The following is a 15836-nucleotide window of genomic DNA, read 5'->3' on the forward strand; positions in this document are numbered from 1 at the left end:
GCCGGGCTACTTGCCGGGCTTCTCCAGCGCGTCTACCTCGGCTTCGCCCTGCGTGGCGGGCACCACCTGCCAGGGCGTGAGAGCGGCACCGGACCGCAGCTTCACGTAGTTGGCAATGGTGGTGCTGGGCCCCAGCAGCAGCGTAGGGCCATTCGGCGAGTTAAGACTCAGCCGCACGACATCGCCCAGGTGGGGCCAGGTTAACTCCAGAAAGGCGCCGGGCTGTAGCTGGCCCATTTCACGGTCGTTGAGCAGTCTGGGCTGTGCCGTGGGCCGGCTGGCCGTGCGGCGGAAACCGCGCCGTTTGCCCTGTGCGCAGGTCGAGGGCAAACGTAACGGGCTCGCCGGATTCGTCACTGACATCAATGCGCATCCCGCCATGGACCATGCGGCTGGTGGGGGCACCCGTGGCCTGGCGGTGGGCAGCGGGCAAATCGAGCGGGGCCGCGCCAAAAAACGTGTAAAACGCGTCTTTTCGGCCCAACAGCCGGTAGTAGTTGGCCTGCCGCAAGTAGGCCTGCCGGCCGTCCGAAAAGCCCCACACGTCGCGAGCGGCTACCCGGTCGCTGGTGGCGGTGCGCACTTTGGCTTTTAGCTGCACCGTTCCCTGCCAGCCCGATGGCGTGCTGACCACCGAGCGGGAGTAGCCTCGGGCCGTGCGGTTGGTGGTGGCCAGTACCAGGCCATTGGGAGCCAGAATGCTGGCGCGCACGGAGCTCCATCGCACCGTGTCGAGAAGCTGCTGGCTGGTGGTGTCGGGTTGGTTGGCCGCGAATTGCGCCGCGGAAAAATAGATGCCGCGTCGGGGAGCAGCGGCCCGCAGCATGGCGGGCCGGGTTGCCGGGGCTGCCGCCAGCGCCAGGGAGCGCGCCGGGCGCTGGGCGGCGGTGGCCAAATCGGCCGCCGTGAGCGAAGTCAGGCATTGCCGCATCAGCTGGGCCACATATAGGGCGTGGTCGGAATTGATAGTGATGCCCGGCTTGCTGGAGTGGGCTGCCACGTTGCGCACAAAATGGTAGCCATCGGGCCGGTGGGCTTACACATCAAGGGCCAGCTCCGCACCGGCGATTGGCTTATCGGCGAGTATGCTGGACGTCACCGTTTCGCTCACCAGCAGCTGGCGCACGCAGAGCAGTACGGGCTGGTCGGTGGGCCGGGCGGGCAGCTGCTGCCCAAGCCAGGCCGTGAGCTCCGTTTCCAGGCTTTGCCGGAATAGTACGGGTGCCGGGTTGTCATTCAGGCCTTTGTAGATGGTGCCCACGCTGGCTGGGCGGCCCGGGCGGCCATCCACCACCTGCTCTACCGACACCATGCGGCCGGGCTAGTCCAACGGCTGCTGGCTCAGGTCGAGGTAATAAACCTGGGCTAGCGCCGGCCGGCTGCAAAAGATGAAGAATAGCAGGCACAGCCCTGGGTTGAAGCGGACGGGCCGGCCAAAAAACGGAAATCGAAAGGACGTGCGGAAGGACGCGCATTGGGAATGGCCGAGGCAGTAGCATGCAAACCTAGGTAGCAGCCGGGCAATCTGAACCAATGGCCGGGCGGCGATGGCTGGCCCTGGCCAGATTCGGGCCAGCGGCTAATTTCCTTTCTTCATCAAACCTTTACGGCCGGTACACTACTACCGACCCCGGCTAATCTGTATATTTGTTGTCCCGGAATGTGCCGGGGAGTATTTAAATAGGTATGAAGCAATTCGTTACTGCGCTTTTATTCGTTCTGCTTACCCTGCCCGCGCTGGCCCAAACCACGTTTTCCATTCGCGGGCGCGTGCTTGATAAAGTGACCGGTGAAACCTTGCCCGGGGCTACCGTGCAGGTAACCGGCAACGGCAAGAATACCGGGGCCGGCGCCGATGCCAACGGGGGCTACAAGGTGAGCAACCTGCCCGCCGGTACCTACACGGTGCAGGCCAGCTTTATTGGCTACAAAGTGAACACCCAAACGGTCAAAATCTCGACCCAAAGCGTGGTGGCCTCCTTCTCCCTGGCCTCCGACAACGCCAGCCTCGACGAGGTGCAGGTGGTGGCCAGCCAGGCCCAGGAGCGCGAAACGCCCGTGGCCTTCGCGGCCGTGAACGAGGTGAAGCTGCGCGAAACCCTCTCCAACCGCGACCTGCCGATGATTCTCAACGAAACGCCTGGCGTGTACGCCACCCAGGGCACGGGCGGCGGCACCGGCGACTCCCGCATCAACGTGCGCGGCTTCGACCAGCGCAACGTGGCCGTGCTCATCAATGGCGTGCCCGTGAACGACATGGAGAACGGCCAGGTGTACTGGAGCAACTGGGACCTGGGCGACGTGACCAAGTCGCTGCAGGTGCAGCGGGGCCTCTCGGCCGCCAAGATTACCGTGCCCTCGGTGGGCGGCACCATCAACGTGCTCACCAAGGGCTTCGACGATAAACGCTCGGTGGTGGCCCGCGTGGAAGGCGGCTCGAATAACTACCAGAAATACTCGCTCATGCTCAGTAGCGGCCAGCTGAAGGGCGACTGGGCCGTGACGGCCTACGGCGCCCGCCGCACCCAGGATGGCTGGGTCGACAAAACGTTTGACGATGCCTGGACCTACTTCGGCACCTTGAGCAAGCGCATCGGCAAGCACACCCTTTCCCTCACGGGCATGGGCTCGCCCCAAAGCCACGGCCAGCGCATTCCCTTCGGCGAGCGCATCGGAACGTATTCCAACGAGAAAGCCCGGGAGCTGGGGGCCGCGCTCGGCGCCGACCGGGGCTTCCGCTACAATAAAGGCTGGGGCTACCTGGACCGTTACACGCTGGATGCCAGCGGCAATCGCATCAGCCACGGCCAGGAAGTGGTAAACGAGCGGGTAAACTATTTTTACAAGCCCCAGCTCAACCTTAACCACTTCTGGAACGTGACCGACCGGCTGTTCATTTCCACGGTCCTCTACGCTTCCCAGGGCACGGGTGGCGGCTCGCAAGGCGCGGGCACGTCGAGCACGCTGCCTGTAGACGCGGCGGGCCAGGACGACTTCCAGAAGGTATACGACACCAACTACAAAAACGTGAAGGCCGACGGCCAGCGCCAGTCCACGCAGTTTCTGGCCAACAATGTGAACTCGCACCGCTGGGCCGGCCTGATTTCCGGGTTCGACTACCTGCTCAAGCCCAGCCTCACGCTGTCGGCCGGCGTGGATGCCCGCTACTACTACGGCACGCACTACCGCCAGGTCCGGGACCTGCTGGGCGGCGATTTCGCCCTTGGCTCCGGTAACAGCATCAACCGCAACGCCGATGCCAATACCCGCCTGCGGGTGGGCGATAAATTTGGCTTCTACAACGACAGCAAAACCGGGTGGCTGGGCGGCTATGGCCAGCTCGAATACAAAACGCAGCTACTCTCGGCGGTGGTAAGCGGCACGGTTTCGCGCATCAGCTACGCGCGCATCGACTACTTCCAGGCCAAGCAGGTAACCTTGGATGGCAAGAATTACGACGTGCCTTTCGGCGCGGCCCCTGTGGTGGTGAACGGCCAGAGCTACACCAACGCCGACGGCCACTACCTCGAAGGCGCTCCGGTGAACATCACCGGCTACAGCGTGAAAGCCGGCGCCAACTACAACCTGACCGAGCACGACAACCTGTTTGCCAACGTGGGCTACAACAGCAAGGTGCCGTTCTATCAGTTTGTGTTCAGCAACACCGGGCAGAAGTATAACGACATCCGCAACGAAGGCATTACCTCCCTGGAACTGGGCTACGGCATCAACTACCCCAGCCTGAAGGTGACTCTGAATGCCTACTACACCTACTGGACCAACAAAACTAGCAACTCCATCAGCGGCCTCGGCGATGATGCCGTCCTCAACAGCGTGCGCAACGTGGATGCCCGCCACATGGGCATTGAAATGAGCGTGGCCCAGGAAGTCAGCCGTCGGCTGCAGCTCAACGCCGCCATCAGCCTCGGCGACTGGCGCTGGGCCGGCAACGGCGTGGTAAACCAATTTGACGTGAACAACGTGCAGGTGGGTGCCACCGACCAGCCCATCTACCTCAAGGACGTGCACGTGGGCGACGCCGCCCAGAACCAGTTTCAGGTGGGAATGCGCTACGAGCCGTTCAGCAACTTCTACATCCGGTCCTCGTTCCTGCTCTTTACCAAGTACTACGCCGGCTTCGACCCGGTGACCCTCCTCAGCGAAGCCAACCGCACCGATACCTATCGCGTGCCCACCTCGCGCAACCTCGACGTACACCTGGGCTACGACCTGCCCAAGCGCCTATTCGGCGACAAAGTGCGCCTGGGTATCAAAGGCTCCGTCCTCAACGTGCTCAACGAGTTCTACATCACCGACGTGCCGGCCAGCACCTCGGCCACCAACCCGTCGCTGTTGCAGGGCTTCTTCAACCGCGGCCGCACCTTCACCGTGGGCCTCTCGGCCACGCTGTAGCGGTGAAATAGTGAGGGGTGAGTTTGTTGTTCGGTATGCGCCATCTGCGCATACCGAACAACAAACTCACCCCTCACTATTTCACCGCTACCGGCTGCCTGCGGCGGCAGCGGCCAGCACGGCGCTGCGCATTTCCTCGGGCGAGGTGTTTTTGACCAGGTAGCTGTGTGCGCCTTCGGCCAGCACGGTGCTCACCAGCGAAGGGTCGTCGTGCATGGAGATGATGACCACGCGCACGGCCGGGAACTGGGTGCGCAGCAGGCGGGTAGTTTGCAGGCCGTCGAGAATGGGCATTTGCATGTCCATTAGAATTACGTTGGGGTTGCTGCCCTGGTCCAGGAGCTCAAGCAGCTCCTGGCCATTGCCGGCCTCGCACACCACTTCAATGCCCGCGTAGCCGCTGAGCAGCGCCCGCAAACCTTTGCGGAACAGAATGTGGTCGTCGACAATGGCCAGGCGCACGGGAGTAGCACTGGCTGGGGAAGCGGAGATGGCAGTCATGAGTTAAGGGAGAAAGAAGGGTTGGGCGTGCCCGCCGGCAACAGCGTGATGGGCAGTACGGCCTCGACGCGGGTACCCACGCCGGGCTCAGAATGATAGTGCAGCTGGCCGCCCAGCACCGCCACGCGGCTGCGCAGGTTGATGAGGCCCATGCCCACGGGCTGGCCGTGCGGGCCGGGGGGCGGCAGCTCTCCCAGGGCGGTAAGGTCGAAGCCCTGGCCGTTGTCGGAATAGGTGAGGGTGAGCAGGCCCGGTACGGTGGCTACGTGCAGCACAATGTGCGCCGCCTCGGCGTGCAGCAAGCCGTTGGTGAGCAGCTCCTGGGCAATGCGGTACACCATTAGCTCGTGCGGCGGAATGAGCCGGCCCAGCGGGCCTTCCTGCTCCAGGCGCACGTTGGGGCCATTGTCGGTGGGCACGGCCTGCACCAGCGCCTGAAGCGCCTGGGCCAGGCCCAGCTGCTGAAGCGTGGCCGGCTGCAGGTTGCGCGAAATGCGGCGCACCTCGGCCACGGCCTGGTCAATTAGGGCACTGGCCTCGGGCGAGGGCTGGCTGCCGGGCCCGTATAGGTGCAGCTTGGCCAGGGCCAGAATGGTGCCCACGCCATCGTGCAGCTCGGCGGCAATGCGCTGGCGCTCGTCTTCCTGCGCTACCAGCGCGGCGGCCAGGGCCTGCTGCTGCGCGGCTTCCTGCATCTGGGCCAGCTGCTGCTGCTGCTGCAGCTGCCCCCGTTGGTACCGTACCACAAACCACACCAGCCCAAGCACCAGCAAGAGCAATGTAGGAGTGAGGAGTAACAACGGTAAAAGGTTTGTCACGTGAGGGCACCCGGCAGAGAAGCGCGAAAAAAGAAGAAAGGAGCTTTCTGTTAAGTCAGTCAACAGGAAGCAGGAGCGTAGCGCAGAATGTTCAGGTTACAGCTCAGATTATGAACAACGGATGGTAGTAGCTTCAGCGTCAGTGTATCAGTAGCGCGAACGACAAAGTTCGCGCTACTGTCCGGCCCTGTACACCAACCTGGAAACCGCGCTAACAAGCAGTTCCCAGGTTGGTGTACAGGGCCGGAGAAATTCAGGAACCAACCAACCGACTTCTGCCGGCAACCGCTGCTGGGGCCGGCACATCGGGCTTGGCCCGCAGAAAAGCCAGCGTAAGAAAGTAATTTAATGCCAAGCCACCAATTGAAAAAGAGAGGGCTGACATCTTGTCGAATATGTCTCCACGAAATAACGCTACAAATCCAATGCTAAAAGCTGTAACAGTAGTGGCTGAATAAATAAGCTGCCCCACGCTCAAAAGCCAGATGGGGTCGTGGCTGAATTTATAATTGCCGATACGATTGAGCCCCTGCTCCATATACACCAGCGCAAAACCGGCCAGCACGGCACATTGCACTACCCGACTCACCGTCACGGTGCGCGCGGTGTCTAAGGCAAAAGATGCCGCCACAATGCCAAGCGCTACCAGCGTGGCTACCGCCAGCACCCGGCGCATGCGTGGCGCAGTGAGTACCATCCGATATATCGCCGCAAATAGCAGCACCTTGGTGACGTTGAACCCGATTAGAAAAAAGAGATTATTATGCAGATAAATACCTGATAATCGAGCGCCTAATGCAAAAAAAGCGGATATGTACACATACCAGCTCAGCACTTTCACGGCTGGCGAAAAGTGTTGCCGTCGCCACCATACCACCACCATCGGCACCAGAATGCTGAACTGCATAAACGTTACCAGCCAATTCAAGCAAGAATAAAATTGCTCTAAACTCATGATATTCAGCAGTCGGTGAAAGAAGAAAAGCGAAATTAGCTAATGAAGCTGTTTAGAAAGTCCCCGAACGGTCATGCAGAGCGAAGCATCTTGCTCGCCTCGTTGAACGGGCCTGACGATGCGAGCAAGATGCTTCGCTGCGCTCTGCATGACTATTTGAGTGCCTTTTGTGACTTTCTAAACAACTCCATTGAGAATGTTAGGCTGGCTGCAACTGGTTGGGCAAGGGTAGGCTTCATCGGCCACAATGCGGTTTGGGCCTAGCTGGTCGTTTTCGTTGGCATCGGCCCCCACGGCTATCAGCTGCGGCATGTTGCCATCGGAGCCGTAATAAAACCGAATGCCCTGGCAAGCCTCTTGGTTGAGGAGGTCCAGCAGAATGTCGCGGCCGAAAAAATGCCCCATGATTTCTCCTGGATGGGCTTCACGAAAGCTCTTAGTCCATTCCCCTGCTTTGGTGGGGTCAATTGCGCGGCCTTCGCCTCCATTAAATGCCATCAGGTATTGTTGAGAAAATTGAAAAAAAAGAAGTTTGCATTGGATTGAGGTATCAAATATAGCGGTATGGCTGATGAATGACACCCGAGGCTGAAAATAATTACCAGCCCCGGCCGGGGCCACCGGGCAGGTGGTCGTGCTCGTCCTCGTCGTCGCTGTCTTCTGCGTTGGCTTCGGGGTCGGTGGGCGCGCCGGTTTCTTCCTCTTCGTCCAGCGTATCAAATACTCGGTCGAGTGAGGCTTCGGCGTGGCGCAACTTGTAGCGGCACAGGCGGATAAGCTCGGCCGAGCGTTCCACGCGCGTGGTCAGGTCGTCAACGTCCACAGCATCGGTTTCCAGGGCGCGGAGTATGGTTTCAAGCTCCTCAATGGCTTCGCGGTAAGTCATGTATTTCAGTTATCGGTTGTCAATAAACGGTTGGCAGCAGGCGGTAGCTCAGGTGCCGGGTTGGTGAGGTGATGGGGTGCCGGATGCTTTGCCCACCACCGATGGCGCACTGGCAGGCGCCAACCGGCAGAGGCGCAGCTCGGCGCGGTGCAGCTGGCGTTCCACGGCCAGCTGCAGCTGGTAGCGCTGGCGCAGCAGGACCTCGCGCCGCCGCTGGTGGTGCCGGCCAAAGCGCCGCAGCAGCACCCGGCCGCGCTGGCGCAGGCCGCGCTGCTCGCGGGCCAGCGTGCGGCGGGCGGCGCGGGGCAGCTGGTGCCGGAAGCGCCCGAGGCCCACGGCCAGCTGCCGGAGCTGCTCGCGCGGGGCCAGGGTGGCCTGGTGGGCGCGGGCGCGCAGGGCCTCGCGGGCGGCATCGAGCTGGCGGTGGGCGGCGTAGCGGCTGCGGCCACTAAGCTGGTCGAGGCGGGCGTGGCCCTGGCTGAGTTGGCGGCGGGCCACGGCCACTACCTGCTCGCCCAGGCCCAGCACGGCCGCTTCGAGGCGGGCCAGGCGCTCGACCAGGAAGGCGGCCACGGCGGTGGGCGTCTTCAGGGCGCGGTGGGCGGTGAGGTCTACCAGGGCTTCGTCGCGCTCGTGGCCGATGCCCGTGAGCACCGGCAGCGGAAACGCGCCCACGGCCGCCGCCAGGCCATATTCATCAAAGGCCAGCAAATCGGTGCGGCTGCCTCCGCCCCGGATGAGCACCACGGCATCGAACTGCCCGCGCCGGGCCCGCACGCCGTCCAGCGCCGCCATTATGCTGGCCGGCGAGCCGTCGCCCTGCATAATGGCCGGAAACAGCGTGAGGGCAAAGTCGTAGGGCGCTTCCTGCAATTGCTGCACAAAATCCTGAAAGCCGGCCGCCGTGGGCGAGGAGATTACGGCCAGCCGCTGCGGGGCCAGCGGTAGCATAAGCTGCTTCTGGCGCTCCAGCAGGCCTTTTTCTTCCAGCAGGCGCAGGGTTTTGAGGCGCAGCAGGGCCAGCTCGCCCACGGTGTAGCTCGGGTCGATGGCCACCACGTCGAGGTTCAGGCCATACTGCTCGTGAAAGCGCACCTGCACGCGCAGCAGCAGCTTGAGGCCGGTGCGCAGCGGCTGGCCGGTGGCCCGCTCAAACGTGGGAGCCAGCTGCTGGTAGCGCTGGCTCCAGAGCGTGGCCCGGGCCTGGGCCTTGAGGGGCGTGCCCCGGCCGTCGATGGTTTGCTCGGTGAGGGTGAGGTAGCAGTGCGCGCCGGCAAAGCGCGGCAGGGTGAGGTCGGAAACTTCGGCCACCACCCAGTAGGAGTCGGCCAGCTGCTGCTGGAGGGCCAGGCGCACATAGCCCAGCAGCTCGGCCAGGCCCAGGGGGGCGGGGGCGGGCGGGGGTGCTAGTTCGGAACGGCGGTTGTAGAGCGGCATGGGCGCAAGTTACGGGTGGCAGGCGCAGCCGGAAAGCAGGGGCATGCCTGCGAGTAGGCATTACCAGACCGATAAAATCAGATGCTAAACTAAATGATGAAATGATTGTAACTTTCCCCGCTTTAAACCAAGTACACTTTGCTTTTTACTGGCATGACGACATCTATACTGACCCGGCGGCTGGCGTTGGCCGCATTGGGCTTCATTGGCTGCGCGTGGGCCACCCCCGCGCTGTCCCAAACCGCAGGTACTGGCTTCGATATGGCTAACCTGGACCCCACGGCGAGCCCCTGCGATAATTTTTTCCAGTACGCCTCGGGCGGCTGGCTGAAAAGCAACCCCATTCCCGCCACCGATGGCTACTGGGGCAGCTTCGACGTACTGGCCGAGCACAACTACGCCACCATGCGCACTATTCTGGAAGAATCGGCCCGCAAAGCTCCAACCGCCGCCAAAGGCACCAACGCGCAGAAAGTGGGCGACTTTTACGCCTCGGCCATGGACTCGGCGGCCATCAACGCGGCGGGCCTGAAGTACCTCCGGCCCCACCTGGCGCGCATCGATGCCGTGACGGACCTAGCCGGGATGCAGCGCCTGCTGGCCGACCCCAACCTGGCGCTGGGCGGCGCGTGGTTCAGCAGCGGGGTGGGGCAGGACGATAAGAACAGCGCGAAATATGCGATGCAGTTCTATCAGGGCGGCCTCACCCTGCCCAACCGCGACTACTACACCAACCAGGATGCCCAATCCAAGCGCATCCGGGCGGCTTACCAGACTTATCTGGTCAACGTGTTCAAGATGCTGGGCGAACCCCAGGCCACGGCCACGGCGCACGCGGCGGCCGTGCAGCGCATCGAAATGCGCCTGGCCAACGCCAGCAAGCGCCCCGAGGACCTGCGCGACCCCGTTGCCAACTACCATAAGCTGACCGTGGCCCAGGTCACCGCCCAGTTCCCCAATCTCAACCTGCCGCTGCTGCTCAAAACCGAAGGTCTGGGCGCGGCCACGGACGTTATTGTGGGCCAGCCGGCATTCTTCAAGGAGCTGAGCGCCATGCTGAAAGCCGAGCCGATGGCCGACCAGAAAGCCTACGTGCGCTGGCACCTAGTGAATAGCCTGATGGATGCGTTGCCTGCCGCCTACGGCCAGGAGCAGTTCGCGTTTCAGCAAGTGCTGAGCGGCGCTAAAATCCGCAAGCCCCGCTGGAAACGCATGATGCTTAGCACCGACGGAGCCCTGGGAGAGGCCTTCGGCCAGCTGTATGTTGACCGGGCCTTCTCGCCCGAAGCCAAGGCCCGGGCCAAGCAAATGATTGAAAACCTGCGCGTGGCCTACGGCGAGCGCATTCAGGCGACCGACTGGATGAGCGCGGCCACCAAAACGGAGGCCCTGAAAAAGCTGAATGCTTTCGCCGTCAAAATTGGCTACCCCGATAAATGGAAGGATTACTCGGCCCTGACCATCGGCCGCGAGTCCTACCTCAACAACCTGCTGGCGGCCCGGGTATGGGAGAACAAGTACAACCTGCGGAAATTTGGTAAGCCGGTAGACCGGGGCGAGTGGCTGATGACGCCGCCCACGGTGAATGCCTACTATATGTCGAGCATGAACGACATTACGTTTCCGGCCGGCATCCTGCAGCCCCCCTTCTACGACCCCAAGGCTGACGATGCGGTGAACTACGGCGGCATCGGCGCGGTCATCGGTCACGAAATGACCCACGGCTTCGACGACCAGGGTCGCCAGTACGACGCCCAAGGCAACCTGCGCGACTGGTGGACCAAGGAGGACGGCGAACGGTTCAACGCCCGCGCTGCTGTGGTGGGCAAGCAGTTTGATGCCTTCACACCCCTCGATTCGGTGCACGTGAACGGCAAGCTGACCATGGGCGAAAACCTTGCCGACCTCGGCGGCCTCACCATTGCCTACGCCGCTTTTGAGAAAACCCCGCAGGCCAAAGGCCACGCCAAAATCGACGGTTTCACGCCCGAGCAGCGGTTTTTCCTGGGTTGGGCCCAGGTGTGGCACAGCAGTGCGCGCCCCGAAACCGTGCGGCAGCTCATCCAGGTTGACCCGCACGCGCCCGACCAGTTCCGCACCATCGGCCCGCTGCAAAACATGCCCGAGTTTTACCAGGCCTTCGGCTGCCAGGACGGCAACAAGATGATGCGCGCCCAGGCCGACCGGGCCAAAATATGGTAGCATCACTGCTTATACCAAGGGCAGGGATTAATGAAGGCTCGCTGCTGTCCGGCCATAAATCTTTTGGTGTAGCGGTTGCTTACCGCTGCATTGGTGCAACGGCCGGTACCCGCGCGTGTCCCTAACTTCACGGCATCATTCTCTAACCCAATTCCCACTACATACATGATTTCAACTTCTCTTGCGCGGCGGCTAAGTCTGGCCGTGCTCGGTTTGAGCAGCCTGTCGGCCACTGTTGCGGCAGCACAGGCCACCACGTCCCAGAAGGGCGTTGGCATCACCATTGCCAACATCGACCCGTCGGTCAAGCCTTGCGAGGACTTCTTTCATTACGCTTCGGGCAACTGGCTGAAAAGCAACCCGATTCCGGCGGCAGAGTCGCGCTGGGGCTCGTTCAATGAGCTGGCCGACCACAATAACGCCACGCTGCGCGCCATCCTGAACGATGCCGCTAAGAATGCGCCCAAAGCTGCCAAAGGCTCGAACGCCCAGAAAGTGGGCGACTTCTACGCCTCGGCCATGGACTCGGCCGCCATCGAAGCGGCTGGCCTGAAATACCTGCAGCCCCACCTGAACCGCATTGCGGCCATCAAGGATTTGGGCGAAATGCAGCGCTTCCTCGCCGACCCCAAAGCCCATACCGGCAGCGTGTGGTACGGCATGGGCGTGGGGCAGGACGACAAAATCAGCACCCAGTACGCCGTGCAGTTCGGCCAGGGCGGCCTTTCGCTGCCCGACCGCGACTACTACCTGAAGGACGACGCCCGCTCGAAAGCCATTCGCACGGCCTACGATACTTATCTGGTGAACACCTTCAAGATGCTCGGCGACAACGAGGCTACGGCCAAGGCCAACGCCGCCACCGTGCAGCGCATCGAAACGCGCCTGGCCAAAGCCAGCAAGGCCCGCGTAGACCTGCGCGACCCCTACGCCAACTACAATAAGATGACGCTGGCCGAGGCCGCCGCCGCTTATCCCAACCTGGCCCTGCCGCTCACGCTGAAAGAAGAAGGCCTGGGCGCGGCCAAAGAGGTTATCATCGGCCAGCCCGAGTTCCTCAAAGAAGTGAGCGCCATGCTCAAGGACGAGCCCATTGCCGACCAGAAGCAGTACCTGCGTTTCCACCTGGTGACCAGCGTGGTACCGGCATTGCCCAAGGCTTTCGGCGACGAGGGCTTCAAGTTCTCGCAGGTGCTGAGCGGCGCCAAAAAGCAGCAGCCCCGCTGGAAGCGTATGCTGGGCTCGACGGACCGCGCCTTGGGCGAGGCGTTCGGCCAGCTCTACGTAGACAAGGCTTTCTCGCCCGCCGCCAAGGCTCGCGCCAAGCAGATGATTGAGAACCTGCGCACGGCCTACGGCGAGCGCATCAAGGCCACCGACTGGATGAGCGCCGCCACTAAAACGGAGGCCCTGAAAAAGCTCAACGCCTTCACGGTAAAAATTGGCTACCCCGATAAGTGGAAGGACTATTCAGCCCTCACCATCGGCCGCGAGTCGTACCTGAACAACATTCTGGCTGCGCGTGAGTGGGCCAGCAAGGACGAAATCAGCCACTTCGGTAAGCCGATTGACCGCAACGAGTGGGGCATGACCCCGCCCACGGTGAATGCTTACTACAACCCGCCGATGAACGAGATTGTGTTCCCGGCCGGCATTCTGCAGCCCCCGTTCTACGACCCCAAGGCCGACGACGCAGTGAACTACGGCGGCATTGGCGCCGTGATTGGCCACGAAATGACTCACGGCTTCGACGACCAGGGCCGGCAGTACAACTCCGAAGGCAACCTGAAAGACTGGTGGACCAAGGAGGATGCCGACAAGTTCAACGCCAAAGCCGCCATCGTGGGCAAGCAGTACGACGCCTTCTCGCCCCTTGACTCGGTGCACGTGAACGGCAAGCTGACCATGGGCGAGAACCTGGCCGACCTCGGCGGTCTCACCATTGCCTACCAGGCGTTTGAGAAAACCCCGCAGGCCAAAGCCCAGGCAAAAATCGACGGCTTCACGCCCGAGCAGCGCTTCTTCCTGGCTTACGCCCAAATCTGGCGCACCAACGCCCGGCCCGAGTACCTGCGCCAGCAGGTGCAGGTCGACCCGCACTCGCCGGCGCAGTTCCGTACCAACGGCCCGCTGATGAACATGCCGGAGTTCTACAAAGCCTTCGGCTGCCAGGACGGCAACAAGATGATGCGCGCTTCGGCCGACCGGTCCAAAATCTGGTAGGTCAGACCACGTAGCACAATAATGAAAGGAAGAATGGAGGAGCGGCCTGAATTGTCACTCTTTCATTCTTCTTTTTGTTTGTTGAGTTTTTGCCGGTAGCAAGCGGTTGTATCTTGCCATTCAATAATAAATTTCACTTTTCTTGTCACATGTCTAAATCATTCTTTGCCGGCCGCGTGGCGCTTTCGGCGGCGATGCTGGCCCTGGTAGCCGGTGGGGCGCAGGCCCAAACTAAAATCAAAACCAAGTCCAGCAGCCAGGGCAAGCAGAAAGTGGTGGTATCCACCATGGGGCAGTCGGGCGTGGGCATCACGTTGGCCAACCTGGATAAATCGGTGCCGCCCTGCGACGACTTCTTTCAATTTGCCAACGGCAACTGGCTGAAAAACAACCCCATTCCGGCCTCCGAAACCGGCTGGGGCGGCTTCAATCAGCTGCGCAACCGCAACCGCGACGTAGCCCGGGGCATTCTGGAGAAAGTAGCTGCCGACCGCACGGCCAAGCCCGGGACGAACGCGCAGAAGGTGGGCGACTTCTACGCCTCCGCCATGGACAGCATGGCCGTGGAACGCGCCGGCCTGAAATACCTGCAGCCCCGCCTGGATAAGATTAACGCCATTCAGGATGTGGCCGGCGTGCAGCGCTACCTGGCCGACCCCAAGAACGTGGGCAAGGGCTGGTACGGCTTTGGCGTGGGCCAGGACAGCAAGAACAGTACTTTGTATGCCGTGCAGGTGCGCCAGGGCGGCCTGACCCTGGCCGACCGCGACTACTACCTCAAAGACGATACCCGCTCGAAAACCATTCGGGCGGCTTACCGCACCTACCAGGTCAACCTGTTTAAAATGCTGGGTGATGACCAGGCCACGGCGGAGAAAAACGCCGATGCCGTAACGCGCATCGAAACCCGCATGGCCAAAGCCAGCCGCGACCGCGTGGCCCTGCGCGACCGCGAAAGCAACTACAACAAGATGACCGTGGCCCAGGCCACCGCCGCCTACCCCAACCTGGACTTTCCGCTGCGCCTGAAGGAAAGCGGCCTGAGCGGGGCGAAGGACATCATCGTGGGCCAGCCCGACTACCTGAAGGAGGCCAACGCTATGATAAAAGACGAGCCCATTGCCGACCAGAAGCAGTATCTGCGCTGGCACCTGGTGGAAAGCGTGACGTCGGCCCTGCCTAAGGCCTATGTAGACGAGGCTTTCCGCTTTTCGCAGGTGATTAGCGGCGCCAAGGTGCCGCAGGCCCGCTGGAAGCGTGCCTTTGCCGCCACCGATGGTGCGCTGGGTGAAGCCTTCGGCCAGCTCTACGTGGACCAGGACTTTAGCCCTGCCGCCAAGGCCCGCGCCAAGCAAATGGTGGAAAACATGCGTATGGCCTACGCCGAGCGCATTCAAGCCACCGAGTGGATGAGCGCCGCCACCAAGGCCGAGGCCCTGAAAAAGCTCAATGCCTTCGTGGTAAAAATTGGCTACCCCGACAAGTGGAAGGACTATTCCAAACTGAATATCAGCCGCGAAAGCGCCCTGAACAACTTGTTTGCGGTGTCGGAATTCAATACCTACGACAACCTGGGCCACTTTGGTCAGCCCGTGGACCGGACGGTGTGGGGCATGACGCCGCCCACGGTGAACGCCTACTACAACGCCAGCCTGAATGAGATTGTGTTTCCGGCCGGCATCCTGCAATCGCCGTTCTACGACCCCAAGGCCGACGACGCGGTGAACTACGGCGGCATTGGCGCCGTGATTGGCCACGAAATGACCCACGGCTTCGACGACCAGGGCCGGAAAGTGGACTCGGAAGGCAACCTGCGCGACTGGTGGACCAAGGAAGACGGCGATAAGTTCATGGCCAAGGCCGATGTGGTGGGCAAGCAGTACGACGCTTTCTCGCCCCTCGACTCGGTGCATGTGAACGGCAAGCTGACCATGGGCGAGAACCTTGCCGACCTCGGCGGTCTCACCATTGCCTACGCGGCCTTCATGAAAACGCCCCAGGCCAAGGCCGGCAAGTCCATCGATGGCTTCACGCCCGAGCAGCGCTTCTTCCTGAGCTGGGCGCAAATCTGGCGCATCAACCAGCGCCCCGAAACCACCCGCCAGCTTGTGCAAACCGACCCGCACTCGCCCGGTCAGTTCCGCACCATTGGGCCTTTGCAGAACTTCCCGGAGTTCCAAAAGGCGTTCAACTGCAAAGACGGCGACAAAATGGTGCGCTCTGCCGCCAACCGCGCCAAAATCTGGTAAGGAGGTAGCCGACTTTTAACGGTTTGAGAGGAAGAACAGGGGAGGGCAGCAGCCATGCTACTCCTTTGTTCTTCCTTTTTTTTGGTCATTTTTCATTGGTGCTGGATAATTGCTTACCTTGGTGGTGTTAATGGTTTTGTCTCTTTTTTTCA

The 15836-nt window shown here is 61.8% G+C and carries 13 protein-coding genes; 4 read left to right on the top strand and 9 right to left on the bottom strand.

Annotated features, from left to right (window positions below; translation table 11 throughout):
• Positions 1 to 6: 6 nt before the first annotated feature.
• The 3 genes from KQ659_RS06040 to KQ659_RS06050 are packed head-to-tail and all read right to left on the bottom strand — an operon-like array spanning position 7 to position 1312.
• Positions 7 to 237: a hypothetical protein gene (locus tag KQ659_RS06040; RefSeq protein WP_216689734.1), complete on the bottom strand. Its 231-nt coding sequence runs from the start codon at positions 235 to 237 to the stop codon at positions 7 to 9.
• A 1-nt stretch (position 238) separates the two neighbouring features.
• Positions 239 to 1000, bottom strand: a complete 762-nt coding sequence (locus KQ659_RS06045) for a hypothetical protein (protein WP_216689732.1) — start codon at positions 998 to 1000, stop codon at positions 239 to 241.
• A gap of 36 nt (positions 1001 to 1036) precedes the next feature.
• Entirely contained in the window at positions 1037 to 1312 is a 276-nt protein-coding gene (locus tag KQ659_RS06050; RefSeq protein ID WP_216689731.1) for a hypothetical protein, read from the bottom strand.
• A gap of 374 nt (positions 1313 to 1686) precedes the next feature.
• Here KQ659_RS06050 and KQ659_RS06055 point away from each other — a divergent pair, with 374 nt between their 5' ends.
• A complete protein-coding gene (locus tag KQ659_RS06055; RefSeq protein WP_216689730.1) occupies positions 1687 to 4413 on the top strand; it encodes a TonB-dependent receptor in 2727 nt (908 codons plus the stop codon).
• Positions 4414 to 4500: 87 nt separating this feature from the next.
• Here the strand turns inward: KQ659_RS06055 and KQ659_RS06060 are convergent, their stop codons facing one another.
• From KQ659_RS06060 to xseA, 6 genes are all read right to left on the bottom strand, one after another.
• Positions 4501 to 4914 (bottom strand): response regulator, encoded by a 414-nt coding sequence (locus tag KQ659_RS06060; RefSeq protein WP_216689728.1) that lies wholly within the window; start codon positions 4912 to 4914, stop codon positions 4501 to 4503.
• Entirely contained in the window at positions 4911 to 5693 is a 783-nt protein-coding gene (locus KQ659_RS06065) for a sensor histidine kinase (RefSeq protein ID WP_216689727.1), read from the bottom strand. Before KQ659_RS06065 ends, KQ659_RS06060 begins: the two co-directional genes overlap by 4 nt.
• 292 nt (positions 5694 to 5985) lie before the next feature.
• Positions 5986 to 6687 carry a hypothetical protein gene (locus tag KQ659_RS06070; protein ID WP_216689726.1) on the bottom strand — a complete coding sequence of 234 codons (702 nt, stop codon included), beginning with the start codon at positions 6685 to 6687 and terminating at the stop codon, positions 5986 to 5988.
• Positions 6688 to 6864: 177 nt separating this feature from the next.
• Positions 6865 to 7092, bottom strand: a complete 228-nt coding sequence (locus tag KQ659_RS06075; protein WP_216689724.1) for a hypothetical protein — start codon at positions 7090 to 7092, stop codon at positions 6865 to 6867.
• A 193-nt stretch (positions 7093 to 7285) separates the two neighbouring features.
• Entirely contained in the window at positions 7286 to 7573 is a 288-nt protein-coding gene (xseB, locus tag KQ659_RS06080; RefSeq protein ID WP_216689722.1) for an exodeoxyribonuclease VII small subunit, read from the bottom strand.
• Between the two features lie 48 nt (positions 7574 to 7621).
• The gene (xseA, locus tag KQ659_RS06085; RefSeq protein WP_216689720.1) at positions 7622 to 9010 is read right to left on the bottom strand and encodes an exodeoxyribonuclease VII large subunit; all 1389 of its coding nucleotides are present in this window, start codon (positions 9008 to 9010) and stop codon (positions 7622 to 7624) included.
• Between the two features lie 153 nt (positions 9011 to 9163).
• Between xseA and KQ659_RS06090 the strand changes: the two genes are divergently transcribed.
• The 3 genes from KQ659_RS06090 (at position 9164) to KQ659_RS06100 (ending at position 15684) form a co-directional block, all read left to right on the top strand.
• Complete coding sequence (locus KQ659_RS06090) at positions 9164 to 11212, top strand: M13 family metallopeptidase (RefSeq protein ID WP_216689718.1); 2049 nt, start codon at positions 9164 to 9166, stop codon at positions 11210 to 11212.
• A 165-nt stretch (positions 11213 to 11377) separates the two neighbouring features.
• Positions 11378 to 13435 carry a M13 family metallopeptidase gene (locus KQ659_RS06095; protein WP_216689717.1) on the top strand — a complete coding sequence of 686 codons (2058 nt, stop codon included), beginning with the start codon at positions 11378 to 11380 and terminating at the stop codon, positions 13433 to 13435.
• A 149-nt stretch (positions 13436 to 13584) separates the two neighbouring features.
• Positions 13585 to 15684, top strand: coding sequence for a M13 family metallopeptidase (locus KQ659_RS06100; RefSeq protein WP_216689715.1), 2100 nt, complete (start codon positions 13585 to 13587; stop codon positions 15682 to 15684).
• Positions 15685 to 15836: the final 152 nt, after the last annotated feature.

Source organism: Hymenobacter siberiensis (assembly GCF_018967865.2).
Classification (GTDB): Bacteria; Bacteroidota; Bacteroidia; order Cytophagales; family Hymenobacteraceae; genus Hymenobacter; species Hymenobacter siberiensis.

Bases quoted from the DNA above. Each gene is read 5' to 3' on its own strand.
- KQ659_RS06040 (WP_216689734.1), bottom strand. From the start codon at position 237: ATGGGCCAGCTACAGCCCGGCGCCTTTCTGGAGTTAACCTGGCCCCAC.
- KQ659_RS06050 (WP_216689731.1), bottom strand. From the start codon at position 1,312: ATGGTGTCGGTAGAGCAGGTGGTGGATGGCCGCCCGGGCCGCCCAGCC.
- KQ659_RS06055 (WP_216689730.1), top strand. From the start codon at position 1,687: ATGAAGCAATTCGTTACTGCGCTTTTATTCGTTCTGCTTACCCTGCCC.
- KQ659_RS06060 (WP_216689728.1), bottom strand. From the start codon at position 4,914: ATGACTGCCATCTCCGCTTCCCCAGCCAGTGCTACTCCCGTGCGCCTG.
- KQ659_RS06070 (WP_216689726.1), bottom strand. From the start codon at position 6,687: ATGAGTTTAGAGCAATTTTATTCTTGCTTGAATTGGCTGGTAACGTTT.
- KQ659_RS06075 (WP_216689724.1), bottom strand. From the start codon at position 7,092: ATGGGGCATTTTTTCGGCCGCGACATTCTGCTGGACCTCCTCAACCAA.
- xseB (WP_216689722.1), bottom strand. From the start codon at position 7,573: ATGACTTACCGCGAAGCCATTGAGGAGCTTGAAACCATACTCCGCGCC.
- xseA (WP_216689720.1), bottom strand. From the start codon at position 9,010: ATGCCGCTCTACAACCGCCGTTCCGAACTAGCACCCCCGCCCGCCCCC.
- KQ659_RS06090 (WP_216689718.1), top strand. From the start codon at position 9,164: ATGACGACATCTATACTGACCCGGCGGCTGGCGTTGGCCGCATTGGGC.
- KQ659_RS06095 (WP_216689717.1), top strand. From the start codon at position 11,378: ATGATTTCAACTTCTCTTGCGCGGCGGCTAAGTCTGGCCGTGCTCGGT.
- KQ659_RS06100 (WP_216689715.1), top strand. From the start codon at position 13,585: ATGTCTAAATCATTCTTTGCCGGCCGCGTGGCGCTTTCGGCGGCGATG.